General features: G+C 35.9%; 19 protein-coding genes and 2 pseudogenes. 1 reads left to right on the forward strand and 20 read right to left on the reverse strand.

Annotated features, from left to right (window positions below):
• From LDP15_RS05340 to LDP15_RS05425, 18 genes and pseudogenes are all read right to left on the reverse strand, one after another.
• Window positions 1-2,163 (reverse strand): heavy metal translocating P-type ATPase, encoded by a 2,163-nt coding sequence (locus tag LDP15_RS05340; RefSeq protein WP_015426137.1) that lies wholly within the window; start codon window positions 2,161-2,163, stop codon window positions 1-3.
• A gap of 185 nt (window positions 2,164-2,348) precedes the next feature.
• Window positions 2,349-2,549: a heavy-metal-associated domain-containing protein gene (locus tag LDP15_RS05345; RefSeq protein WP_003132585.1), complete on the reverse strand. Its 201-nt coding sequence runs from the start codon at window positions 2,547-2,549 to the stop codon at window positions 2,349-2,351.
• Window positions 2,550-2,564: 15 nt separating this feature from the next.
• Window positions 2,565-3,020 carry a CopY/TcrY family copper transport repressor gene (locus tag LDP15_RS05350; protein WP_003132584.1) on the reverse strand — a complete coding sequence of 152 codons (456 nt, stop codon included), beginning with the start codon at window positions 3,018-3,020 and terminating at the stop codon, window positions 2,565-2,567.
• A 120-nt stretch (window positions 3,021-3,140) separates the two neighbouring features.
• Window positions 3,141-4,004, reverse strand: a complete 864-nt coding sequence (gene sdaAA / locus LDP15_RS05355) for an L-serine ammonia-lyase, iron-sulfur-dependent, subunit alpha (protein WP_012897488.1) — start codon at window positions 4,002-4,004, stop codon at window positions 3,141-3,143.
• Window positions 4,005-4,023: 19 nt separating this feature from the next.
• Window positions 4,024-4,695: an L-serine ammonia-lyase, iron-sulfur-dependent subunit beta gene (gene sdaAB / locus LDP15_RS05360; RefSeq protein ID WP_015426136.1), complete on the reverse strand. Its 672-nt coding sequence runs from the start codon at window positions 4,693-4,695 to the stop codon at window positions 4,024-4,026.
• A gap of 113 nt (window positions 4,696-4,808) precedes the next feature.
• Window positions 4,809-6,812, reverse strand: coding sequence for an NAD(P)/FAD-dependent oxidoreductase (locus LDP15_RS05365; protein ID WP_015426135.1), 2,004 nt, complete (start codon window positions 6,810-6,812; stop codon window positions 4,809-4,811).
• Window positions 6,813-6,973: 161 nt separating this feature from the next.
• Window positions 6,974-8,215, reverse strand: a pseudogene (locus LDP15_RS05370) (NAD(P)/FAD-dependent oxidoreductase); the annotation flags it as partial.
• A 139-nt stretch (window positions 8,216-8,354) separates the two neighbouring features.
• Window positions 8,355-8,708, reverse strand: coding sequence for a hypothetical protein (locus LDP15_RS05375; protein ID WP_015426133.1), 354 nt, complete (start codon window positions 8,706-8,708; stop codon window positions 8,355-8,357).
• 159 nt (window positions 8,709-8,867) lie between these two features.
• Window positions 8,868-9,671: an alpha/beta fold hydrolase gene (locus tag LDP15_RS05380; protein WP_015426132.1), complete on the reverse strand. Its 804-nt coding sequence runs from the start codon at window positions 9,669-9,671 to the stop codon at window positions 8,868-8,870.
• Window positions 9,672-9,921: 250 nt separating this feature from the next.
• A complete protein-coding gene (locus tag LDP15_RS05385; protein WP_015426131.1) occupies window positions 9,922-11,283 on the reverse strand; it encodes a glycoside hydrolase family 1 protein in 1,362 nt (453 codons plus the stop codon).
• An 84-nt stretch (window positions 11,284-11,367) separates the two neighbouring features.
• Window positions 11,368-12,786 carry a PTS sugar transporter subunit IIC gene (locus tag LDP15_RS05390; RefSeq protein WP_225513319.1) on the reverse strand — a complete coding sequence of 473 codons (1,419 nt, stop codon included), beginning with the start codon at window positions 12,784-12,786 and terminating at the stop codon, window positions 11,368-11,370.
• Between the two features lie 413 nt (window positions 12,787-13,199).
• Window positions 13,200-13,955 carry a MurR/RpiR family transcriptional regulator gene (locus LDP15_RS05395; RefSeq protein WP_003132572.1) on the reverse strand — a complete coding sequence of 252 codons (756 nt, stop codon included), beginning with the start codon at window positions 13,953-13,955 and terminating at the stop codon, window positions 13,200-13,202.
• Between the two features lie 331 nt (window positions 13,956-14,286).
• Window positions 14,287-16,776, reverse strand: coding sequence for a leucine--tRNA ligase (leuS, locus tag LDP15_RS05400; protein WP_015426129.1), 2,490 nt, complete (start codon window positions 16,774-16,776; stop codon window positions 14,287-14,289).
• 70 nt (window positions 16,777-16,846) lie between these two features.
• Window positions 16,847-17,518, reverse strand: coding sequence for a helix-turn-helix domain-containing protein (locus LDP15_RS05405; protein ID WP_003132570.1), 672 nt, complete (start codon window positions 17,516-17,518; stop codon window positions 16,847-16,849).
• A 72-nt stretch (window positions 17,519-17,590) separates the two neighbouring features.
• Complete coding sequence (locus tag LDP15_RS05410; protein WP_015426128.1) at window positions 17,591-18,565, reverse strand: ribose-phosphate diphosphokinase; 975 nt, start codon at window positions 18,563-18,565, stop codon at window positions 17,591-17,593.
• 175 nt (window positions 18,566-18,740) lie between these two features.
• On the reverse strand, window positions 18,741-20,120 hold the full coding sequence (gene ftsY, locus LDP15_RS05415; protein WP_225513320.1) for a signal recognition particle-docking protein FtsY: 1,380 nt from the start codon (window positions 20,118-20,120) through the stop codon (window positions 18,741-18,743).
• A gap of 65 nt (window positions 20,121-20,185) precedes the next feature.
• Window positions 20,186-20,737 carry a hypothetical protein gene (locus tag LDP15_RS05420; protein ID WP_015426126.1) on the reverse strand — a complete coding sequence of 184 codons (552 nt, stop codon included), beginning with the start codon at window positions 20,735-20,737 and terminating at the stop codon, window positions 20,186-20,188.
• Window positions 20,738-20,746: 9 nt separating this feature from the next.
• Window positions 20,747-21,556, reverse strand: a complete 810-nt coding sequence (locus tag LDP15_RS05425) for a Cof-type HAD-IIB family hydrolase (protein WP_015426125.1) — start codon at window positions 21,554-21,556, stop codon at window positions 20,747-20,749.
• Between the two features lie 406 nt (window positions 21,557-21,962).
• Here LDP15_RS05425 and LDP15_RS05430 point away from each other — a divergent pair.
• Window positions 21,963-23,273: pseudogene (locus LDP15_RS05430) on the forward strand (amino acid permease).
• 49 nt (window positions 23,274-23,322) lie between these two features.
• Here LDP15_RS05430 and LDP15_RS05435 read toward each other — a convergent pair.
• Together LDP15_RS05435 and LDP15_RS05440 are read right to left on the reverse strand one after the other, a co-directional pair.
• The gene (locus LDP15_RS05435) at window positions 23,323-24,084 is read right to left on the reverse strand and encodes a YibE/F family protein (protein WP_015426123.1); all 762 of its coding nucleotides are present in this window, start codon (window positions 24,082-24,084) and stop codon (window positions 23,323-23,325) included.
• Entirely contained in the window at window positions 24,081-25,199 is a 1,119-nt protein-coding gene (locus LDP15_RS05440) for a YibE/F family protein (RefSeq protein ID WP_015426122.1), read from the reverse strand. Before LDP15_RS05440 ends, LDP15_RS05435 begins: the two co-directional genes overlap by 4 nt.
• Window positions 25,200-25,259: the final 60 nt, after the last annotated feature.

Here is a 25,259-nt window from a genome sequence, read left to right on the forward strand (position 1 = left end):
TTATCCAACGTTTTTTATTTTTGTTTTTGTCAAAAGTAAGGAATTCAAAATAACAGAAACTGATGATAAACTCATTGCCGCTGCAGCGAGCATTGGATTGAGTAATCCAAAAGCTGCAAGCGGAATGCCAATGACATTATAAACGAAAGCCCAAAAATAATTTTGCTTAATTTTGGAAATTGTTTTTTTAGCTACTTCAAAGAAAGTGGAAATTTTATGAAGTTGACCGCTAGTAACAGTCACATCACCAGCTTCCATAGCTATATCTGACCCAGTTGCCATTGCCAGCCCGACGGTCGCTGACGCTAAAGCAATAGCATCATTGATTCCATCACCAACCATCATTGAATTTGGGCTATTTTGCACAATTTCTGCTTTTTCTTCAGGTCTTAAACCACTTTTAACTTCATCTAAATGAACAAGTTTTTGAATTTTTGCTGCCGAATTTTCATTATCTCCTGTCAACATAACAGTCTTTAGACCACGTTTTTGCAAGGTCTGAATTGTCTTAAGCGCATCATCCTTTAGACTTGAACTAAAAACAGCCATCGCTAATAATTTTTCCTTATTTGCCAAATAAATGACCGTATCATCTGTTTCTGGGACTGACAGATTTAAGTCTGTCATTAATTTATCATTGCCAGCAAAATATTCCTGACCATTAATTTTAGCAGAAAGTCCACGACCCGCAAGTTCTGATAAATCTGTCAGTTCATATAAATCACCTTGAAATTTAAGAGATTTAGCCAAAGGGTGATTAGAGTGAGCTTCTAGACTAGCCAATAATTTAAACTCATCACTTGCCATTTTTTCTTCAATAGAATTAAAGCTGTCAGTAACTTTTTCACTTTCTGTCAGTAATTTAAAATCTGTCAGTTCAAATTCACCTGTTGTAATGGTCCCAGTTTTATCAAAAAATACTGTTTTAACTAATCCGGCAAGTTCCAAAGCATTGGCATTTTTAATCAACAAACCATTTTTAGCAGCCAAACCAGTCCCAGAAATAATGGCAGTTGGTGTAGCTAAACCAAGCGCACAAGGACATGCAATGACCAAAACTGCTACTGAATGCATGATTGCTGTCAGTAAAATTCCACTGACAGCCCAAGTCGCAATGAAAGTTATCAGAGCAATAACTAACACAACTGGCACAAAAATCCCTGAAATCTTGTCAGCTAATTTTTGAATGTTTGGTTTTGAGCCTTGTGCTTCACTCATCATTTCAACCATTCTTGAAATTGTTGAATCATTTAAATCATGAACAACAACTGCTTTAACTTCACCATCTAAATTTATTGTTCCTTCAAAAATGACTTCATCATCCATTTTTACAACAGGTAAGGCTTCACCTGTCAAAATAGATTCATCAAAGGATGCTTTGCCAGAAAGAATCATCGCATCCAAAGGCACTTTCTCCCCTGGCAAAATGCGAATCACTTGTCCCATTTGAACTTCTTCAATCGCTAAATCAGTCGATTCCGTATGAACAAAAGTTGCTCGACTAGACATTAATCCAGTAATTGCTTGCGTTGTTTTCTCTTTTGCATTATGTTCTAAAAGTTTACCCATGACCACCAAAGTGATAATTACCATCGATGATTCAAAATTCAAAGCATTCGCTTGGCTCATAAAAATAGCCAAAATCAAACTCGAAAAGTAAGCAACCGAAGTTCCTAAAGCCACTAAAACATCCATATTTGCCGATTTATTTCGCAAAGCATGATAAGCTCCAACATAAAAGCGCCAACCAATAACGAATTGTACTGGAGTTGCCAAAATCAATTGTACGATTGGTTCATGTAAAAACATGACCCAATTTGCATGTACTCCAAAGATATCAGCAAACATTGCAACTACTAAAGGTAAAGTCAAAATTAAAGCAATCCAAAAAGACAAAGCCAAATTTCTTGCTTTTTTTGCAGCTTGACGTGCAATTTTTTCCTGATGAGCTTTGTCATTAACAATGGCTCCATAACCCGCTTTTTCCACTAAGTTAATAATTTCTTGGTCAGAAATATTATCGTCAGCAACAATTTTGGCTTTCTCAGTCGCCAAATTTACCGTTGCTTCCATAATTTTATCTGACTGATTCAATGTTTTTGAAACTGTATTTACACAATTTGCACAGGTCATTCCTGTAATTACAAATGATTGACTCCGCATTTTTACCTCCTCTATATTTTATCTCTAAATATAGTTTACAATTGTAAACGAAAAAAGTCAAGAAAAAATCATCTTCATTTGGGGAATGAAGATGACCTGTTATTATTTAGTAAAACAATATTTGGGGTTTGCTTTACCAATTTCATTCTAGCAAATTTAAATTCAATTCACAAACGAAGTGTTTTTTAAATTACTTTATAACCAGCCTCTGCAACGGCAACAGCCATTTTATCCATATCTGCTGGGGCAGAAAATTTAACTAGTGCTTCATTTTTTTTCAAAGAGACTTTTGCTTTTTCAACACCATCAATAGCTTCCAAAGCATTTGTCACATGCATTACACAGTGGTCACAAGTCATTCCCTCAATTTTTAAAGTTTCTTTCATTTTATATTCTCCTTTTTAAGCAGATATCTGCTCATGTTCATGTTTACAAGCACAAAGTCCACTTGTTTCTAAGCAATTACAATGTTTTTGTCCTACCACTTCTTTGGCATTAAGTGATTCTTGCAAAAGTTCAATATCCTTTGCCGTCAAAGTCGATTTTTCAATCATCTCTTGCAAAACATTGACATGTTTCGTTTCACAAACTTTTTGGATCAGACCATCGGCCATTAAATTTATAGCCGTACATTCTTCCATCAATGGACGATAAACAAATTTTCTTCCTTCTTTTTCGGTAGAAAGCATTTCTTTTTTTACCAGTCGACCAAGTAAAGTCTTAACAGTGGCCAATGACCATTCTAATTCTTGGGGGATTTGCGCATAAATTTCATCAACTCGCGCTTCTCCCAGAGACCAAATTACACGCATAACGATTAATTCGGCATTTGATACATTAAATTCTACTTCGTTCATTTTTTCTCCTTTCCCTATTCATTTTCATAAGATAAGTTTACACGTGTAAACACTAAAAGTCAAGTATTCAACCTAAAAAATAAAATTCGAATTTTATCATTCGAATTTTTAAGTTTAATCTTAACCAAATAATTCTTCCATAATTTTACGTCCAGTGGGTGTTTGGGCCAAACCACCCTCAGCTGTTTCTCTAAAAGCAGCTGGTAGAGACCGTCCCACATTATACATGGTATTGACCACCTCATCAACTGGAATCACTGTTTTAACCCCTGCCAAAGCCATATCAGCTGAAATCATTGCTTGTGACGCCCCCATTGCATTACGGTGAACACAAGGGATTTCAACCAAACCAGCAACAGGGTCACAAATTAAGCCTAACATGTTTTGCAAGACAATAGCAATCGCATAGCCTGCTTGTTCTGCAGAGCCACCAGCAGCTAAAACGAGTGCAGCTGATGCCATTGCCGAAGCAGAACCGACCTCTGCTTGGCAACCACCCTCTGCTCCAGAAATCGTTGCATTATTTGCAATCGCAAGTCCAAAGGCTCCTGCTACAAATAAAAATTCCACTTGCTGTTCATGACTCAAGTCTAAAGTTTTAATAGCCGAAGTTAAAACACCTGGCAAACAGCCGGCTGATCCGGCAGTTGGTGTCGCACAAATGAGCCCCATTTGGGCATTCACTTCATTGACGGCAACCGCATCACGAGCTGCTCCTAAGATGAGCTCACCCGAAAGTGCTTTGCCTGATTTAATATAATCATCCATCAACTTTGCATCGCCACCAGTAAGACCTGTAAGTGATTTTTTACCAGCAAGCCCCTTTTTAACAGAATCAAGCATCGTTTCTAGGTTATGTTCCATCATTTCCCAAATTTGTTCACGATTTCGTCCAGTTTGTTCCATTTCAATGGCAATCATTAATTCTGTGACCGAGGAATAATTTTTAGAATCCTCGATTAATTCTTCTATATTTTTAAACATATTTATTCCTATACTGCTTTTAATTAAAGAAATTAACGGCGTGCAAACGAGGAATAAGTTTCATTTCCTCAATTACTTCCTTAACATTTGGTGTATCAACTTCTAAAATCATAATCGCTTTTTCACCCTTAGCTTCTCTGGTTACATTCATTTGTGCGATATTAATTTGATGTTCTGAAAGGACACTAGAAACTCTAGCAATCATCCCTGGAACGTCTTCATGAATGACCACAAATGTCGGAACACCAGCTGAAATTGCGATATCAAAGCCATTCAATTCCGTTACTTGAATCATTCCACCACCGATTGAAATTCCAGTCACGGTCATTGTTCGATCTCCTTTTTTGGCGATTAAACGTGCGGTATTGGGATGTTCTGCTTTTTCTTCTGGATGTGGAACATAAGAAATTTCCATTCCTTGTTCAAAAGCAATCTGAGGCGCCATTGGCAGACGTTCATCATCTGTATCCATTCCTAAAACACCTGCAACAAGAGCAACATCTGTTCCATGACCCCGATAGGTTTTAGCAAAAGATTCATAAAGATGAATCTCCAATTTTTCTGGAAGTTCACCGAAAATAGAACGTACAATTTTACCAATTCGAGCAGCACCAGCTGTGTGCGAGCTTGAAGGTCCAATCATCACTGGACCAATGATGTCAAAGACACTTTTATATCTTAAATTATCCATTTAAACCTCAGTTCTTACAAAGATAGTTTTTAAACTATCTTTTATCTTCAAATATCATAACATAATTTTCAAGCTTTTTCAGGCAAAAAAAAATAGCTCCGCAGAGCTATTTTCTATTGACGTCCTTTGTAAATTGAACGCGATTGACCATACCATATTTTGGTTAGCCATCTTTGAATCCAAGGTTGAACCCATTTATCTAAACCAAATGAACGACCTGAACCATTCATAAGTGCAATTGCCACTGGAATAAACCAAATGTTAACCCAGTAGAACATTCCTGAAAGTGAGAACATAACAGTCAATGCGGCTGTTGCTGCCGCTGCAATCCAAGTGAACAATCCAAAAATAAGGGCAAGTGCAAGGAAGATTTCAACAATTGACATGAATTTTTGCATAAACAATGCGACTTCACGGTTTGGAATCATAAACTTAAAGATAGGTTCCATCCAATGTGGCACTTTGTCAAAAACAGTCATTGGGTCAGAACCGTAAGCGTACGAGAGGCCCCATTCAGTTGCTTTATGAGCAGCTTCACCACCACCACTTGAAGCGGCTGTTGTTGCTGCGCCTGTAGCACCTGCGGCTGCATCGGCTACACTAGAACTTGATGAAGCGGCTGTTGAAGCGCCTGCGGCTGCGTCAGCTGCTTTTGGTGCTTCTTGCAACCATGAGAATGGGAATTTAAGGTCATTTGTAAACCAAGAACCTTTACCAAACCAAGTCGTTGGGTTGAAGTATTGACCATCACCGACAATTTTCTTAATTGCTTCGGTAAACCAAACCACACCATAGAAAATACGAAGTGGAACAGCCCAAAGTACATTTCCTTGACGTGAAGTATGACCACGCATAAAGTTACGATTATCTTTTACGCGGAAGACTTCATCCAAGGCATAACGCCAGAAATAATGTGCTGAACGAATTTGCAAAGTATAGATAAAGTAAACAATATTCTTCATCAACATTGCCCAGAAACCAGTTAGACGCATGCTACCGATTTTGGCAACTCCCCAAGTTGAACCAATTGAAACCATTGTTCCTTGGTATTTACTTTCATGTTTATGTTTGCTTCCGCCATTGATGTCTGCAAGAATATTTGCCGCTGCTGTGTGTGCTGTTTGTTCCGCAGCTTCAACGATTTGTGGTGTTGGACGACCAGTATCTGGTTCAATATATCCTGAAACGTCACCAGCAACATAAATCCCTTTTCCTTCAAAACCAACAGCTTCCATGTATTCATTTGCTTGAAGACGATGTCCACGTTCTGTTTCATTAAGGTCTGTTTTTGCAGCTGTATTTCCTTGAACACCAGTTGTCCAAATTAATGTGTGAGTTGGAAGTTCTTTGGCAACTTTTTCTTCGTCACGCCCACCAACATTCACTTTGATATGATCTTTTGCTACTTCAACAATACCATGGTTTGTTAAAACATGAACATTTTTCTTTTCAAGATAAGCATGAGCTTTATCTGCTTGTTTACGGTCTAAAGTATTAAGGATTGTTGGCATCATTTCAACAACGTTGATTGTGATTTCTTCTTCAGGAATCTTCCAATCTGTTGAAACTTTTTTACGCCAATCAATCAATTCACCTGCCATTTCAATCCCAGTAAATCCTGATCCGGCAACTGAAATTGTTAAAAGAGCACGGCGTTTTTCATCATCAACTTCTGTTGATGCATATTGGACGATTTTTTCCAAATGACGTTTGATTCGCATTGCATCTTCAAGTGACCAAAGTGTAAACCCGTGTTCTTTAACACCAGGAACTCCAAAGTCATTTGGTTCGCCACCAAGGGCAACAATGACATAATCATAGCTATAACGACCATGTTTTGTGATTACTTGTTTGTTTTCTTTGTCAAGACTGACGACAGAGTCAGTGACAAGACTAACGTTTTTACGTTTTCCTAAAAGCTTTTGGAAATCATATTGTACAGTTGTGAATGGAACACGTCCTGCTGCAACTTCGTGAAGTTGAGTCATGGTTGTGTGGTAACTATGTTTGTCAATCAGTGTGATGTCAGCATCTGCTTTGAGCTTTTTAGAAAGCTCACGCGTCGCATGTACTCCTGCAACACCACCACCGATGACTACGATTTGTTTCTTAGTCATTTAGAATGGTTCTCCTACTAGTAATATAATAATAACGTCAGGCACTATTATATCCTTTTTAGAGCAATTTGTAAACTGTTACACAAGAAAAACTTTTCCAAATTTTTTTATGGAAAAGTTTTATATTTATATTTTGTTTTAACTTAAATTGCACCTTTGTGGAAAAGTTGGTCATTGATATATTTGAAGAAATAATGACCAGAACGAATTTCAAAGGTATAAACAAGATAAACCATGTGTTTCATGAATGTTGCTGAAAAACCACTTAATTTTGTTTTTCCAACTGTCCCAACCGCATAGCCTGAACCAATAGAAACCAGTGTTCCACGATAATTTCCAACAAATTTGGTTTTTTCGCCACCTTTAATATCTGCAATGATATTTTTAGCGGCCGTGCTTCCTGTTTGTTCTGCTGCTTCTACAATTTGAGGAGTAGGGCGACCATTTTCGGGAACAATATAACCTGATACATCTCCTGCAACATAGATGCCATGATTTTCTTCGCCAATCGCTTCCATGTATTCATTTGCTTGAAGACGATGACCACGTTCTGTTTCGGAAAGTTGACAAGCTTCTGCTTCTGTATTTCCTTGTACCCCTGTTGTCCAAATTAAGGTATTTCCTGGAATTTCTTTAACAACTTTTTCCTCGTCACGTCCACCAACATTAACAGTGATATGATCTTGTGCTACAGCTGTAATTCCATGATTTACAAGGACATTGATGTTTTTATTTTGAAGGTAAACGAGTGCTTTATCTGCTAAACTACGGTCTAAAATATTCATAATTGTTGGCATCATTTCAACAATATTGATTGTAAATTCAGATTCTGGAATGCCGTATTTTTTAGATGCTTTTTTACGCCAATCAATCAATTCTCCGGCCATTTCAATTCCAGTGAATCCTGAACCAGCCACGCTAAAGGTTAACAATTTTTTTCGTTTTTCTGAATCAGCTTCTTTAGCTGCTGCTTGAACCATTTCTTTCAAATGTGCTTTTATTTTCAAAGCATCTTCAAGTGACCAAAGTGTAAAGCCATATTCGTTAACACCTGGTACACCAAAGTCATTGGGCTCCCCACCCATTGAAACGACTAAATAATCATAGTCATAGCTATTTTTATCTGTAATCACTTTTTTGTTAGTTTTATCAAGTTCAACAAGTGACTCTTTTACCACTTTAACGTTATTAAATTTTCCAATTGTTCGATTCAAATGATATTGAACAGCATCTGCCTCAACACGACTTGCTGCAACTTCATGAAGTTGGGTCATTGAAGTTTGAAAATCATGTTTATCTATAACTGTAATTTCTGCATCATTTTTCAAATTTTTTGCAAGTAAGCGTGTGGCTGAAACTCCAGCAAATCCAGCACCTACAATAACGATTTTTTTCTTAGCCATTTCTCTTGGCCTCCTACTAATAATAATTCCAAAAAATATTATACCTCTTATCGAAATAAATATACATTTTTCTGTTTATAAATTTACTTTCTGTAATTTTTAAAATAAAAAACCGCAGTATACGGCTTTTTTAAATAATTTAATAATTTTTCATGACTTGCCCTTCAGATACACCTAAACATTTCATGAAAGGAAGTATATAGTCAATGTCTTCAATATTTTTCTTTTGCATCAGTGAAATTCGGCTAATGCCTTGACTAACTTCTACTGTGACTTTATGGTCGTCGTTAATAAAAAGGTGAATACTATCACATGCTCCTTGATGAATACTGACGCCTAAAATTTTTCCTTTTTGAACTTCACAGGTTTGAGCGCCATGGAGATAGCTATCTACTACTAATTTCATTACGGTTGTTTCAATTTTAAAATTCTTTGGTTTTTGCTGATCATCAGTTTTTGAATCTTGGGCAAGTTCCATGTTGTTATTTTTCATGGTTTAGCTCCTTTCCATTTCTTAATTCTATTTTATCAAGTTTTATTATGAAAAAAAAATGATATAAAAATAAAATTTATTTAATACTTTTAAGACTATAATACTGCCTTTCTTACTAGTTTAAATTTTACTGACGGTCAGCAAAAAAGACTGACCACATCAGTCTTTTTTTATTTTGTTGAGAAAATCAATGACTGCTTGGTTGAATTTCTCAATTTCTTCTAAATGTAAAATATGTCCACAACCTTCAAAAATTTGAACTTCTGAACTTGGATTGTTTTGTAATTCACGCGCTGCTTGAGCATGAATTGCTGGAAAAATCGGAGATTTCTCGCCGGCAAAAAATAAATGTGGTTTTTTTTCTTGCCCAAGCTCAGGACGCCAATCTTGCAAAATAACATTTTGCAGTAAAGGACGATAGCGTTTGAAATCAAAAGGTTTCATTCCATGTCCCAGTGTTCGTTTTACACTATCTGACAACTTTTTTTGTGTCAAACGAGTTTTTGGAAAATCATCAATAAATACTGACAGCTCTGTCAGTGTTTTCCCATATTGACCATTGAGCCAATCTGCCGATTTGAAGAAAGTTGGGGCCTGATCTTCTGTAATTATTGCTGATACATTTTCGTCAGTAAATAATTCTTCATAAGCCATAATTGTTGCCGCACCCATCGAATGGCCAATTAAGACAACATTTTTTAATTGCAAATAGTCAATTAATTCTTTTAGGTCCATTGCCAAACGGTGTAAAGTCAAGCCATAATCTACTTGTTGTGAATCTCCATGTGAGCGATGATCATAAGTAATCACCCGATAACCAGCATTTACAAATGTTTCTATTTGGGCAAACCACGTAACTTCACTGGACGAATAGCCACCAATTAGAATCAGAGGTTGATTTAACTGATTGCCATAATCATGAAAATTTATTTTTACTAAATCATTTGTTGTAAAAAAAGACATTTTTGTTTCCTCTCAAGCTTTTTCCAATGTTTTCATTGTAACAAAAATTCTGTCAGCACTGACCAATTATGATTTCTAGTAACTGATTATTCTTCATCCAGATAAAAATACTGACAATAAGAAAAATATTTCTGTCAGTAAAATTTTTTAATGATAATTTAAAAACTGACAGCTTAGCTATCAGTTTAATCACGAGATATGAGTAAATCATAAGTTTTCTATCATTATTTCATCTTTATCACTGATTATTCTAATCCAAATGATCACCATTTGAAGCAAATACATTTTTAAACCAATGAAATGATTTTTTTGGAATACGTTTATGACTTTTTGGATCCACATAAACAGCACCGTAACGTTTATCAATAGCACCAGATGAAGCAGGAATATCAATCAATCCCCAACCAAGATAACCCATAACTTCTACCCCGTCAGTAAATATTGCCTTTTTCATGGCTTCAAGATGTTTCTGATGATAAGAAATTCTCAAGTCATCAGCAATTTCTGTTTTCCCATCCCAGATTTCTGACTGACCAATGCCATTTTCAATAGGAAAAACAGGCAACCCAAATTCATTATATAATCTACTTATAATTCTTCTAAAGCCTTCTGGGTCAATGGACCAATCCCATTGATTATGTTCAAGCAACGGATTTAATTTCATCCCTTTAGTCAAATAAGAATTTGGTGCATCATTTTCTGTCAGCTGACTTGCATCAAGTAAAATTGAGCGATAATAAGAAAAAGAAATAAAGTCAGAAATTCCATTTTTTAAAATTTCTTCATCTCCTTTTTGAAAATCCATTTGGATGTTCTGATTTTTAACATAGGTCATAACCTCATGCGAATAATGACCAAAAGCATAAACATCACAGAGATTTCGATTATAAAATTCATCAAATTTTCTAAGATATAAATTATCTTTTGGTGAAAAAGTTGCGGGATATATTTCCGTAGTCGCCAACATTCCTCCTATTTTTGCTTCAAAATTTTCATGCAAAAATTGGGTTAATTCGCAATGAGCAAGCATGGTATGATGAAAAACAGTATACATATCAGAGAGTGTCAGCTCTTTTTTCAAAACTCCCGAATAATGCTCGAAACCGTCAGCAAAATAAAGATTATGCTCATTAAAAACAATCCAATATTTGACTTTGTCAGCAAATCTTTTCATCATTTCTTGTCCAAATCTTACAAATGCTTCTTTCACTTTTCGACTCAAAAATCCATTGTACTTTTCAGCCAGATTTAATGGCATATCGAAATGATAGAGACATATCATAGGCTCAATTCCACGAGCCAGCAAATCATCAATCAGATGATTATAAAAAGCAATTCCTTCCTCATTAAATTCACCATCGCCGTCAGGAACAATTCGTGACCAAGAAATTTGGAAACGATACATATTCATATTCATTTCTTTCATAAGATCTAGATCTTGTGAATAATGATGATAATTATCATTTGTTACTTGCCAATCTTTGGCAGAACGTCCAGCGGTATTCACATCATAGACAGAGGGCCCTTTTCCTCCTTCATTCCAGCCGCCTTCGGTTTGCATTGACGAAGTTGAATTCCCCCAGAAAAAATCTTTTGGCATTTTATTTTCCATTTTGTCCCCTTTTATCTTTAATTTTATAAAAAGAAATCCCGAAGAAAAAGTTTCTCCGGAGTTTCTAATCTCCTTATTCAATTACTAAGCAATAACTTCTTCAGCTTCAGCATTTGCTTCTTGTTCTAACAACATTTTGTCATATTTTTTAGCAAATGGAAGATAAATCAAAATTGATTCTAAAAGCGCAATAACTTGCAGCACTGCATATTGCCAACCTCCGATTAAAAAGCCAGAAATAATTGGTGGAGTGGTCCAAGGCGCAGCAACACCATTCATTGGCGGAACAATGTGGAAATAAATCGCTCTGTAAACCGTAGCCGAAACGACTACTGGAACAAGAAAGAATGGCAGAGCAAGAACTGGATTTAAAACAAGTGGCAATCCAAATAAGAAAGGTTCATTGATATTAAATAAACCTGGGACTAACTCTACTTTACCAATTGACTTCATCTGTTCTGAACGAGCAAAGAAAATCGTAAAGATAATTAATCCAAAAGTAATTCCTGAACCTGAAAGATTAATAAAGTTATTATAGAATTCATTAGTCACAATATGAGCACCATTAGCTAAACTCAATTTGTGAGATTGATAAAGGGATGCATTGGCAAAGGTATTTGGAATCAGAAAGGCAGAGGTAATTGCTCCCATGATAATTCCACCATGAACCCCAAAGAACCAGAAGAATGGAACTAAGAGTGAGATAATAATAATTCCACCAAATGAACCGCCTAAACCTTGTAGAGGGACAGATAACCAATGATAAATAAAGGTTACTGCATCGGTATGACCAATCTTATCAAATAAAGCATAGACAACCGTAGCAGCGACGACAATTACTCCTGTTGGAATCATTGAAGTGAATTGATTAGCAACATTTGAGGGGACTTGTTCAGGAAGTGTAATCTTCCAGCCTGCTTTCATCATTGCTGAATAAGCCCAGCCTGATAGAATACCAATAATAATGGCCGCAATCATTCCTTGACCACCGTTCCAAGTTAAATTGAGCACTCCTGTCACTGGATTATTTAGAAATACTTGCATGGCATGAGGAAGCTTTTCAAAAGCAGCCGTTGCTTGTGTTCCTGTGAGATTCCCAATGCCTGAGGCTTCTTTCCCAGTAGCTAGTGCCGCTGTGATTGGATTTGCAATACTTAGAGATTGAACAATGAAAAATGCAGAGAGAGAAGTTAATCCTCCTTGTAAAGCAACATCACCAAATCCAGCTTCTTTGACATAAGAATAGCCAATACCGACTGCTGCCCAAATCGCTAAAATACCGAATGATACGTTAAATGCTTGGGTAAAAATTGCTGACCAGCCATTGTCTGATAACCATTTTGCCACAGGTGGAATTGGAATATTCGCCAGAATCAAGAAAATTGACCCAACAATGATAAATGGCATGGCAAAAAGCATTCCATTTTTCAAAGCAGTCATCGCTCGTGTATTCACGAATTTCATAATTGGCGGTAAGACTTTATTATTTATGAAGCCGTTCATAAATAAACCTCCTTTAAGATGTGAGTCCGACGGTTCTGAAATGAGGAAAATTGTCTTTTGTGCTGGCGTTTTGCCCCCCAACAAGTGCTTTAACACTTAGCTGGAATGCTCAACGTATTTTATCTATCTACGCAGCAAGCTGCTACACAATCCATTCGCTCTAAGCGACTATCTTTGCTGATTTCATCAGCTACGCTGTCCGTTTTCTCTACTTGCTAAAGCAAGTGATAAAAAGGCAAAGTTGCAAGGCGAATCGCATTTTCACTTATTTCAAGAAGGTCGAACTCAATTTGTTAAGACAGTTCAGATACTTTGAAGACTGTACTCTTTTAATTGAACCGCTTACAATATAATAATACCCCTTACAATTTTTTTTGCAAGGGGCTTTTCTATCTTTGTTACCTGTTACAGGATTAGTTACATTTATCAGCTTTTTCCATTGCCTGATGAGCTAGTATTTCAATAAAAGCAATGACTGGGAGCTGAGAAGTCAAATTTTCAAGTGGGTCATAGGCGGAATATTCCGTTTGGAATCCATAGGTTAAATTTATATTTGAAAGTTTGGATAAGGTCGTTTCTGGATGATTTGTAATTGAAATAATCTTTGCTGGTGCTTCCTCTCTTAGTTTGACAACTCGTTCAATAATCTTGTCTGTTTCGCCCGAAGCGGATAAGACAATGCTTAAAACGTCTGGCGCACCTTTGCCTTTAACGGCTTGATAAGGGTCAGAAATGGCATAAGATTCTAAGCCAATATTTGTAAAATAACGGGCACCATATTCAGCTAAAGCTCCTGAAGAACCTACTCCAATAAAAATAATATAACGAGCTTCTCGAATTAATTTGACCGCTTCTTCTAATTTTCTTCCCGCTTCCTTAGAGGTTATTTTTCGTAAAAATAGGTCGAGTTGTAATAAATTTTCATAGTAATTAACTGGAATTTCTGTCAGTTGATTTTGGTTTTTAAGATAATATTTTAGTTCTACCCAGCCCTCAAATCCAAGTTTTCTGGTCATGCGCATAACTGTTGCTGTGGAAACATGAACAGCTTGTGCAAGCTGTCTGACTGACATTTTATCAATACTTGATAAATTAGATAAGATAAAATTAAATGTCGCAGTTTCTAGTTCATTGAGCGTTCGAACTTGTTCGGGCAAGAAATCAATCATTTTTACTGACCCAACCTTTCTTATGTTGTTGATTATTTATTTGTTATCCTGAGCGAGCTTCATCAGTATCGACTTTTATTTAATAAATAAATTACTGACAGAATTTTTAAGCCGTACTCCGATTTAGTGACAGATAAATTGTTCCTTTTATTCACATTTTACTGACAGAATTTTGAGGGTCAACTCTAAACTCTTCTGTGACTTCCCCAAAAAAATAAGCTAGTCGACAAATTGTCAACCAGCTTATTTTACTTTTTATTCTTTAGCTCTCACTTTTTACTGACAGCTAATTATTATAAGATTTAACTGATAAATGTTCAGATTGTCATCTTTATTTTACAACAATATTAACTAATTTATTTGGAACAGCAATTACTTTGACCACGTTTTTACCTTCAAGAGCCTCAGCAACTGATTCACGACCAATTTTTTCAAGTTCTTCACGCGCTAAATCTTTAGCAATTTTAATTTTTGCTTTTAATTTACCATTAATTTGAACAACAATTTCAACTTCTGATTCAATTAATTTGCTTTCATCAAATGTTGGCCAAGCAACATAAGAAATTCCAGCTTCATTACCTAATTTTACCCAAAGTTCTTCAGCAATATGTGGTGCAAATGGCGCCAAAAGTTGGACAAAGCCATTAGCGTATTCTAACGGTAAAGCTTTTGCTTTATTAACTGCATTAACAAAAATCATTAATTGGGAAATTGCAGTGTTAAAGTACATCAAGTCCAAACGCTCAGTAACATTTTTCACTGTTTCATTGTAAACTTTGTCCAATTCTCCATTATTTTCAGCTTTAATCTCTGAATTTTCAATCATTCGAACAGCTCGGTCTAGGAATTTACGAGCCCCTTCAAGGCCTTCTTCTGACCATGGAATACTTGCATCAAGTGGACCCATGAACATTTCATAAACACGTAAAGTATCAGCTCCATAATGTTCAACAACATCATCAGGATTAACAACATTTTTAAGAGATTTAGACATTTTAGCTGGAGCTTGTTCAAGGGCTTCACCTGTTTCCATATGGTAAAAGCCACCATCACGTTTTTCAACCTTATCAGTTGCAACCAAAGCCCCACGATGATCACGATAAGAGGTTCCGAGAATCATTCCTTGGTTAAAGAGTTTTTGGAAAGGTTCTTTAGTTGGAACAACTCCTAAATCGTAAAGCACTTTATGCCAGAAACGAGCGTAAAGTAAGTGAAGAACAGCATGTTCAGCCCCTCCCACATAGATATCAACTGGCAACCATTCTTTGAGAAGTTCTGGGTCTGCCAAAGCTTCGCTATTATTTGGGTCAATATAGCGAAGGTAATACCAACTTGAACCTGCCCATTGTGGCATTGTATTAGTTTCACGGCGACCTTTTAGGCCATCTGCGCGTGTGACTTCCAACCAATCTGTCAAGTTAGCCAAAGGAGACTCACCTGTTCCTGACGGTTTGATATCAGAGGTTACTGGTAAAACAAGAGGGAGTTCATCTTCTGAGAGCGCTGTTGATGTGCCATCTTCCCAATGAATAATTGGAATTGGTTCACCCCAATAACGTTGACGACTAAAGAGCCAGTCACGCAAGCGGTAAGTGATTTTCTTTTTCCCAATTTTCTTTTCTTCTAAAAATTCAATGGCTTTTTCAATCGCTTGTGCTTTGTCAAGTCCATTCAAAAATTCTGAATTAATATGAGGCCCATCTTCTGTATAAACAGCTTTTTCTACATTTCCACCTTCAACAACAGGCAAAATTTCAAGTCCATAAACCTTAGCAAATTCCCAGTCACGCTCGTCGTGAGCAGGAACTGCCATTACAGCACCATGTCCATAAGAAGCAAGAACATAATCTGCAACCCAAATTGGCATTTTACGGCCATTAATTGGGTTAATCGCGTAAGCTCCGGTAAATGCTCCAGTTTTTTCTTTAGAAAGGTCTGTACGGGCTAAATCAGATTTCAAGCTCGCTTTGCGACGGTATTCAGCAACAGCTTCTTTTTGCTCAGCTGTCGTAATAGCATCAACTAAATCATGTTCAGGTGCAAGCACAGCATAAGTTGCCCCAAAAAGGGTATCAGGACGAGTCGTAAAGACTTCAAATGATTTGTCGGTTCCTGCAACTTCAAAAGTTACATCTGCCCCTACTGATTTCCCTATCCAATTCCGTTGCATTTCTTTGATTGATTCAGGCCAATCCACTTCTTCAAGGTCTTCAAGTAAACGTTCCGCATAAGCTGTAATTTTAAGCATCCATTGGCGCATTGGTTTACGAACAACAGGATAACCCCCGCGTTCAGAAGTTCCGTCTGGAAGCACTTCTTCATTAGCAATAGCCGTTCCGAGTTCTTCAACCCAGTTAACAGCTACTTCTGCTTCATAAGCTAACCCTTTTTCATAAAGTTTAGTAAAAATCCACTGTGTCCATTTATAAAAATTAGGGTCAGTTGTATTAACTTCACGTTCCCAGTCATAACTAAAACCTAAGCTATTGATTTGACGTTTAAAGTTAGCAATATTTTCAGCTGTAAATTCTGCTGGGTCATTTCCTGTATCCATTGCATATTGTTCAGCAGGTAAACCAAAGGCATCCCAGCCCATTGGATGAAGAACATTGAACCCTTGAGCGCGTTTGTAACGGCTCAAAATATCAGTTGCAGTATAACCTTCTGGGTGTCCAACGTGAAGTCCTGCACCAGATGGGTAAGGGAACATGTCTAGAGCATAAAATTTTGGTTTATTTTTATCTGTTCCTGTACGGAAAGTTTTGTTATCCGCCCAGTATTTTTGCCATTTGGCTTCTATTTCTTGATGATTGTATTCCATATTAAAGATTTGAGTTCAATTTTATTAAACTCAGTTCCTTTCTCATAATATTGCTAATGTAAATTGTCTTTTATAATAAATTATAAGCGAGAGTTAGGTCACTTCCCGAAAGCTGTAAGCCATATTTTTGCTCATATTTTTTGATTTTATTAATCAGCGTATTTCGATGAACATAAAGTATTTTTGCTGCTTTCGTTTGATTGCTACTTGCTTTATACATTGCTTCAACTAGTTTTTGGTCTTCAGGATTTTCTAATAATTCTTTACGGATTTCTTGTAAAATTCTATTTTCTGATAGATTTAGACTTTCAGATAAAATGTATTCACTAAAAGTTTGCTGACTTTCAAAAATTTTGTATTCTTCAGAATATACTTCAGAGAGTTTATTTTTCTCGACAAAACGGCCAACATAAGCCGTCACCTCTTCACCCATATCTTGCGAAAGGGTTTGAAAAATATCAAAAAGTTCTGAGTTTGTGGGACTATCAGTTGAAAATGCTTCTATCACAATTTTTTCTTCCCCAATGCTTTTTACAAAATCAGGTAAAAGTAGCTTTAAAGTATTTTCCAATTCTTCAAAATTATTTCCTGAAAATTGTAAAATACGATAGCGGCCATTAGGAAGTTTATCAGTCTTCAATTTTCTGTCAGTAAAAATCAATTCTGTCAGTAACTTTTCTCGCTCTGTCAGTTGACTGGGGTCAACTTTCTCGTAAAGTTTTCTAATTTTTTCTAGTTCCATTTTTTAAAAAAGCGACCTCTGGTCGCTTGAAGTCTTATCCTAAATCCACTTTGAATTCCAACAATTACTAGTTTAGATTTGTTCTGAAGGAAGATGTAATTCAAAGAGTGGTGACAATGGACGGCGTTCGTGAATACGAATAATCGCATCAGCAAGCAAGTGAGCAATTGAAAGTTGAACAATTTTTTCACTTTGACGATCTTCTGGCATTTCAATAGTATCCAAAACAACGAGTTTAGTAATTGCTGAATTATTAATTCTCTCGATAGCTGGTCCTGAAAGTACGGCATGAGTACATGAAGCGTAGACTTCTGTTGCACCAAGTTCTTTAAGGGCATTGGCCGCTAAAGTAATTGTTCCGGCCGTATCAATCATGTCATCAATCAAGATACATTTTTTCCCTTGAACATCACCGATGATATTCATAATTTCTGCCACATTGGCACGAGGACGACGTTTATCAATGATAGCAAGTGGTGCTTTCAAGAAGTTTGCTAACTTGCGCGCACGTCCTACTCCACCATGGTCAGGCGAAACGACAACGATATCATCACCAGCAGAAACCAATTGACGACGGAAATATTCAGCAATCAATGGTGAACCCATAAGGTGGTCAACTGGAATGTTGAAGAATCCTTGAATTTGTGGTGCGTGAAGGTCGAAAGTAATTAAACGGTCGGCACCAGCAATTTGAAGCATGTTTGCTACGAGTTTTGATGTGATTGGTTCACGAGCACGAGCTTTACGGTCTTGACGAGCATAACCATAGTAAGGTAAGACAATGTTAATTGATGCAGCAGAGGCACGACGCAATGCATCCATCATAATCAAGAGTTCCATCAAGTTATCATTGACAGGGTCACTTGTTGATTGAAGGATAAACACATGATCACCACGAACTGATTCGTCAATATGAACGACAGTTTCGCCATCCGAATGTGCACCAACACTTACTTTTCCAAGCTCAATTCCAATTTCTTTAGCCACTTTTTGGGCTAATTCGTGGTTAGAAGAGAGCGAAAACAACTTCAAATTTGAATACGACATGAAGAGCCTTTCTTTAATTCCTACAGAACATAGCAGTTCTATTTTATGTAATTCTATTTTACATTAAATTCTCAATTTTTTCAAACGCTCATCGGCTTTATTTTAATGGAACCGTTGACAAGTAAAAAAGCATTGCCCAAACTGAACAAAACTTTTTTACTTCTTATTTTATATTTTATAAAAGCTCTTTGAAAAGCCCTCTGACGAAAAATTCTTCATCAAAATCTTGTAAATCATTAAGCTTTTCGCCTAAACCAATCAATTTAACTGGAATTTTAAGACTTTGAACGATTGACAAGACAATCCCACCTTTTGCCGAACCATCAAGTTTAGTCAGAGCAATTCCTGTAATTGGAGTAACTGCTGAAAATTCTTTGGCTTGTTGAATGGCATTTTGGCCTGTTGTTGCATCAAGTGCCAAAATCGTTTCATGCGGAGCATCTGGAATTTCTCGCTTAATCACTTTACCAATTTTTTCCAGCTCTTTCATCAAATTATCTTTATTTTGCAAACGTCCTGCAGTATCCACAAGTAAAATATCATAATTATCAGCTTTAGCTTTTGCGAGAGCGTCAAAAACAACTGCCGCTGGATCTGAACCAGCTGGTTTTGTGACTACTTCAACGCCTGAACGATTTCCCCATTCAACTAATTGGTCAATAGCACCTGCCCGGAAAGTATCCGCAGCTGCTAAGAGTACTTTTTTGCCTTCATTTTTATAACGAGCAGCTAATTTACCAATGGTCGTTGTTTTACCAACACCATTTACCCCAACAAAAAGGAAAACACTTAATCCATCCGATTGGATATCCAATTTTGTCGGTAATTTTTCACAGTCAAACTTATCAACAATTTTTTCAATAATCAATTGACGCAAGTCATCTGTTGATTTAGCATTAACTAATTTTGCTTCCTTGCGCAATTCTTCAGTCACTTCCATTGCCAAATCCACACCGACATCTGACATAATTAAAGTTTCTTCAAGTTCTTCAAAGAATTCTTCATCAACTGTCCGGAAGTTAGCAAAAAGTTCATTAAAGCCATCAGAAAAAGTCTTACGAGTTAAAGTTAATGACTGTTCATATTTTTTCTCAGTTTCTTCACGTGATTGAGTGAAAATATTAGCCAGAGCATCAATATCAATGACAATCTCTTCTTCCTCATCTTCGTCAATAACTTTTTTCTCAGTCACTTCTGTAGTTTCAGAGATTACTTTATCGTCAGCAATTTTTTCTAATTTTTCATCATTTTCTGGTTTAACAATTTTTTCGTCAGTAACTTCTACTTCAACCTTTTCAGAAATAATAGGTTCATTTTCACTGACAGGTTCATCCGTAATTTCTGGCTCAACATCAATCATTTTACTGACAGACTCGTCAGTAACTTTTTCTACTTTTGCTGGCTCTTCATTTACCTCAGGCCGTTTAGTAGTTTCATTTTCTTTTTCATTCTTGACTGCTTCAGTGATTTCACTAGATTGATTTTCACTGACAGGCACATCATGATTAGTTTCCTCTTGTTTCTTCTTTCCGAAGAGTCGGTCAAAAAGTCCCATTTTTTCTCCTTAATAAAATATCACATTTTGATGATAAAGTTCATTCATAAAATGAATGAAAGATTTTAATTTAATTTTTTTCTTAAAAATGCAAGCCCTAAAACAAGGACTCCAACGGCTGAAAAATCGATTACCTTTGAAAGCAAAACGAAAGCCGTGGTCTCTACAAAAAAGGCTAATAAAATGACTGACAAAGCATGAAAAATAAAAACCAAGCCCATAAAAAGAGTCATTATTACCATTTTTCTATGATTTTCACCCTCGCTAGCAAGCTCTAAAAGCGGTCGATTTAGAAGGACTGACAGTAAAAAAATCGTTCCAATAGCAGCCGTTAAAATTGGGTGCCAGAGCTTGAAAGCAAGATTATTTCCATGCGTCAAATAAACAGCTAAGAGTGAAATTAAAAAACCAATAATTGCCACTAAAGAAACAGGATTTAACTCTTTTTTTCTAATTAAAGACCAGAGCATATGAACAACTGGAAAGGCTGTTGCAATTCCTAAAGCTAAAGTGTCTGAATTGCCAAGCATTTTTAAAAACAAATAGGCAATAACTGGTAAAATAATCGCAAAAATTAAACTCGGCAAATACTTTTTTAGTTGAACTTCATCTTTCATTATTAGTCCTTAAAGTACATATTTTTCAATAATATGAGCAACAGCGTGTTGGTCATTAGTTAAATCAGAAATAATTCTTGCTTCTTCTTTAACAGCTGGGACAGCATTCGCCATAGCAACACCATATCCTGCCCAAGAAATCATTGATAAATCGTTTGCTTCATCTCCCATGGCCATTACATTTTCTGGTTTTAAGTTTAACTGATTAATCAATTGTGTCAAACCATAAGCTTTATTAATTCCTTTTGGCATAAATTCTAAAAGCTTCGCTTGAGTTTTAAAAATCTCAAATTGGTCAAAATAAGATTCAGGAATTTTATCAAGACTAGCGTCCAACAATTCTTTTTCTGTACAAGAAACAATCTTATTATAAACCACATCAAGTGGAACTTGATCAAAATCAACTTTGATAAAAGTTAAAAGCTTATTTAAAGTGTCATATTGCGAGTCAATTTTACTTTTCGTCATATAAACTTTTTCTTCACTCAAAACATCGCAAGGAATGCCAAGATTTGAAGTCAATTCTTTAATTTCTAAAATTTCATCATGTGAAAAACTTTTTTTAGATAAGATTTGACCCGTATTTCTTTGGACCAGACCACCATTAAAGGTAATTGAAAAATCTTCAAAATCAAACATTTCTAACGTTTTGAGAAAGGGTTGAATTGCAATCAAAGGACGCCCCGTTGTTAAAACAACATGGACCCCTTTTTGTCTTGCTGCATTAATAGCCAGACGATTTTCTTTTGAAATTTCTTTTGAAGAGTTGAGTAAGGTCCCATCCAAATCTAGGGCAATGAGTTTAATTTCTTTATTCATTGTTTAATTATAGCACACTGTATCAGTCAGGTTCAATAATGCTCACTAAAGTCAGATTGAGAATTAAACATTTACTAATATTTTTAGATTATTCATAAAAATATTTGACAAATCTAAATCTTTTGATTACACTTAGAATAATTAAAAAAACGAGGTCCAATAAATGACTTATTTACAAGCTTCTCTTAACTTGTTGTTGAAGGAGGGCTCACACTAGCTAATTTAAGCTAAATGTGTGAGTCCTCTTTGACGTTAGTCATTAACGAGGACGAAGAGACGTCCTCAGGACGTCTTTTTTTAATGTTTTATTATCAATTTAATAGTCAATAAAAGAGAGACGTCTCTGTTTATTGATTTAGAAAGCTAGGAATTATCGTTGGAAACTAATCAATCCTTAAAGAAAAAAATGGCCGCACGCCATATTACTATGATTGCTCTTGGTGGAGCAATTGGTGCTGGTCTTTTCAAAGGAAGCTCATCAGCCATTGCTGCCGCTGGTCCCTCTGTCTTAATCGCTTATTTTATCGGAGGAATCGTTCTTTATTTTGTAATGAAGAGTTTAGAAAAGCTTGTTCTAAGTTCAAAAGATCCACACGGCTTGTCTGGACTTGTTCAGCCTTATCTGGGCAATCATACGGCTGATTTTACTGACTGGGTTTATTGGTCAATGTGGATGATTAATATCATTGCTGAGGCTGTTGCTGCTGCAAGTTTTTTGCAATTCTGGTTTGCTAATGTTCCCACTTGAGTTTTTGTCTTGATTATTGCCCTTTTAACTTCCCTTATTAACTTATTCTCAGTTGCTCTCTTTGCTGAGACAGAATACTGGTTGGCATTTATTAAAATTAGTGTTGTTATTTTGTTGATTATTTTTGGTGTTTTTCTTGTGGCAAAACAAATTTTTGATACTAATCTAGTGACTACTTTCTCTGGAATGACCGCTCATGGTGGCTTTGCTCCTCATGGCTTTAAAGGAGTCATTAATTCTTTATTAATTGTTATCTATTCGTATGGTGGTTCTGAATTAATTGCAATTACAGTTAGTGAAACAGAAGATCCTAAAAGAGCCATTCCTAAAGCCATCCGCGGTGTAATCGGTCGAATTATTTCATTTTATATTATTCCGATGTTCTTACTTCTTGTGATTTATAATTGGCAAACATTGGCTACTTCTTCAATGAGCCCTTTTGTGATGGTCTTTAATAAAATGCATATTCCTTTTGCTGGCGATATTGTCAACTTGATTATCATTCTTGCCCTCTTCTCATCAATTAATTCTGGAATCTATGCTTCATCTCGCCTTTTGTATTTCCGTTTAAAAAATCGTCAAGGTAAAATGGCACAAAGTATGGCTCATTTAAATAAACATCATGTTCCTCAAAGAGCAGTAATTTTCTGTTCAGGTACACTCTATATCGGTGTTGTTCTTTCTTATTTTGTCGGTGATCGTTTGTTTAATTACTTGGCTGGTTCCCTTTCTTACACTGTTTTAGCCGTTTGGATTTTAATTAGTCTCGCTGGTTTTGGTCTCTCTCTTAAAACAAAATCATTATCCGGTAGAACAATGAGTCTCTTAGCACTGATTGCTCTCTTTCTCATTCTGATTGGTATTTTATTTACTAATCCAATTGGTGTGACTGTCTTCACAGCAATTCTTTATTTCATCATCTTTATCAGTTATCGAAAAAAGAATGATTCTGTCAGTAATTTAAACTAATAAAAAAGACTTGATAATTAATCAAGTCTTTTTGTTTTTACTGACAGAATTATCTGTCAGTATTTTTTTGCTCAAAAGATTTTTGAACAAAATAACCAGAAAGCCAAATTGCAAATAGAATCCCTAACATTCCTAAAAGCATGGCGGAAACTTCGGCCATCAGTAATTTTGAATTAAAAATATCCGCTAAGCGATAGTTTAAACGTACAAACCAGAGAATTAGACCGACAGTTGCTCCCAAAACTCCAAAAAAGAGGGTATTGACAGCCGTTCCCAAAATTTGTTGAGATATAATTTCTCTTTGATTTTTAAATTGGTCAAGACTCATGTTTTCGTCCTGCTCAACAACTTCCGAAAGGCTAGCTGCTAAAGCCATCGCTGATTCTGCTACCGCTCCAAGCATGGAAATAACCATGACCACAATGGCTACATTTGAAAAATTAAGTCCCACATTTAATGACAGATTTTCCAATTCATCAACATCTTCTGTAGCAAATCCCTGAAATTGACCAAAATGTTGAATGATTAAAGCAAGAATGAGCAAAGATAAAACAACAATGATACTCGTTTTAAAAGCAATCAATGTGACTTCACTTTCATCAGCAGACATAAAAATAGCAATTGCCAAAATAATTACTGACAGAACTATCAGAACTGCTATTGCATTAAATCCCCAAGAAATTAAAGTAATTAACACAAAAATAGCAATAAAATTAAAGGTCAAACCAATTAAATTTCGTAAGCCATCTTTTTTGGCAACGATAAGCATCAATACAATCAGTAAAATTAATAGGATCAAGAGTGCATTCATAAAGAACTCTCCTTTCCTTGATGACTTCTAGTCAAAGCAAAACTTGTGAAAACAGCGGTAATTGGCACAGCTAACACGATTCCAATGGCCGAAATAATTGTTTGTAATAACCCAAGATTAAGACCAACCGTTGCAATATAAGACCAAGAATTTCCATTTCTCAATAATAAAAGCGTCATCGGCAAAGTTTCCGCCATGAAAATCATGAACAAAACATTTGTCAAAGTTCCAATGAGCTCTTGCCCAATTGAAATTCCTGATTTAATGTAATCTTTTCTGACCATATTTATTTTGTTCAATTTATTTTGTCTAGCCATACCAAAAAGCCCTGCAACAATATCACCTGTACCATCCATGATTGCCCCTAAAACTGAAATCATTGTCCCAACAAAGAAAAACTCTGATGGATTTTGGGTGACATAGTCCAAGTATTCAAAATGAATACCCGAATTCCCTGTCATTTTTAGAACGAATAAAACAATTGAAAAAGTTAAAGCAGTGGTTAATACGGTAGTTATAAAAGTATAGAGCATCTGTTTTGTCGGTCCCAAGACAAATAAAAGGGAGGAAGCTGCAAAAATTACTGACAGAATCCCAAATAGCAAAATGACAGGTGGATTAAATTCAACGTTAAGGGCGATGACAATCACAAAGTAAAGAAGGTTTAAGACCAGAGATAAGAAAAGAAAAATTGAAGCCCTAAATCGTTCAAAACTAATGACAAAACCAATAAATAAAACGAGTAGTCCAACAATTAGTGCATCCCTTTTTAAGGTCACAATTTGATAATTTCCCGATATTTTCTTTAAAATTACTTGCTGACCAACACGATAAATTTGTCCTGTTGTTTGAGAGAGAGTTGTTGTGTTTTTTAAATTTAAATTGCCAGGCTCTGCTCCTTTTGCATTGAGGACTTTTATTGACAATTCTTGCGTGACTTGACGGTCTTTATTTTGAAAATCATCACTCACTTCGTGACTACTTACCGTTTTGGCAACCGTAATTTTGCCAACTGGCGCCTCGTACAAAAATTGGTCATGACTCACAAGAAAAAATGCAACAATAGCAAAGATTATGGGAAGTAGCATTTTCTTGAATATCCATTTTATATTCATAACTTTCCTTTTTTCATCGACTAAAACAATGAATTTTAGTCCTATTTTTTTATGACAAAT

This window comes from Lactococcus sp. SK2-659 (genome assembly GCF_020218185.2).
In the GTDB taxonomy this organism is placed as follows: domain Bacteria; phylum Bacillota; class Bacilli; order Lactobacillales; family Streptococcaceae; genus Lactococcus; species Lactococcus lactis.

Bases quoted from the DNA above. Each gene is read 5' to 3' on its own strand.
- LDP15_RS05340 (WP_015426137.1), bottom strand. From the start codon at position 2,163: ATGCGGAGTCAATCATTTGTAATTACAGGAATGACCTGTGCAAATTGT.
- LDP15_RS05345 (WP_003132585.1), bottom strand. From the start codon at position 2,549: ATGAAAGAAACTTTAAAAATTGAGGGAATGACTTGTGACCACTGTGTA.
- LDP15_RS05350 (WP_003132584.1), bottom strand. From the start codon at position 3,020: ATGAACGAAGTAGAATTTAATGTATCAAATGCCGAATTAATCGTTATG.
- sdaAA (WP_012897488.1), bottom strand. From the start codon at position 4,004: ATGTTTAAAAATATAGAAGAATTAATCGAGGATTCTAAAAATTATTCC.
- sdaAB (WP_015426136.1), bottom strand. From the start codon at position 4,695: ATGGATAATTTAAGATATAAAAGTGTCTTTGACATCATTGGTCCAGTG.
- LDP15_RS05365 (WP_015426135.1), bottom strand. From the start codon at position 6,812: ATGACTAAGAAACAAATCGTAGTCATCGGTGGTGGTGTTGCAGGAGTA.
- LDP15_RS05375 (WP_015426133.1), bottom strand. From the start codon at position 8,708: ATGAAAAATAACAACATGGAACTTGCCCAAGATTCAAAAACTGATGAT.
- LDP15_RS05380 (WP_015426132.1), bottom strand. From the start codon at position 9,671: ATGTCTTTTTTTACAACAAATGATTTAGTAAAAATAAATTTTCATGAT.
- LDP15_RS05385 (WP_015426131.1), bottom strand. From the start codon at position 11,283: ATGGAAAATAAAATGCCAAAAGATTTTTTCTGGGGGAATTCAACTTCG.
- LDP15_RS05390 (WP_225513319.1), bottom strand. From the start codon at position 12,786: ATGAACGGCTTCATAAATAATAAAGTCTTACCGCCAATTATGAAATTC.
- LDP15_RS05395 (WP_003132572.1), bottom strand. From the start codon at position 13,955: ATGATTGATTTCTTGCCCGAACAAGTTCGAACGCTCAATGAACTAGAA.
- leuS (WP_015426129.1), bottom strand. From the start codon at position 16,776: ATGGAATACAATCATCAAGAAATAGAAGCCAAATGGCAAAAATACTGG.
- LDP15_RS05405 (WP_003132570.1), bottom strand. From the start codon at position 17,518: ATGGAACTAGAAAAAATTAGAAAACTTTACGAGAAAGTTGACCCCAGT.
- LDP15_RS05410 (WP_015426128.1), bottom strand. From the start codon at position 18,565: ATGTCGTATTCAAATTTGAAGTTGTTTTCGCTCTCTTCTAACCACGAA.
- ftsY (WP_225513320.1), bottom strand. From the start codon at position 20,120: ATGGGACTTTTTGACCGACTCTTCGGAAAGAAGAAACAAGAGGAAACT.
- LDP15_RS05420 (WP_015426126.1), bottom strand. From the start codon at position 20,737: ATGAAAGATGAAGTTCAACTAAAAAAGTATTTGCCGAGTTTAATTTTT.
- LDP15_RS05425 (WP_015426125.1), bottom strand. From the start codon at position 21,556: ATGAATAAAGAAATTAAACTCATTGCCCTAGATTTGGATGGGACCTTA.
- LDP15_RS05435 (WP_015426123.1), bottom strand. From the start codon at position 24,084: ATGAATGCACTCTTGATCCTATTAATTTTACTGATTGTATTGATGCTT.
- LDP15_RS05440 (WP_015426122.1), bottom strand. From the start codon at position 25,199: ATGAATATAAAATGGATATTCAAGAAAATGCTACTTCCCATAATCTTT.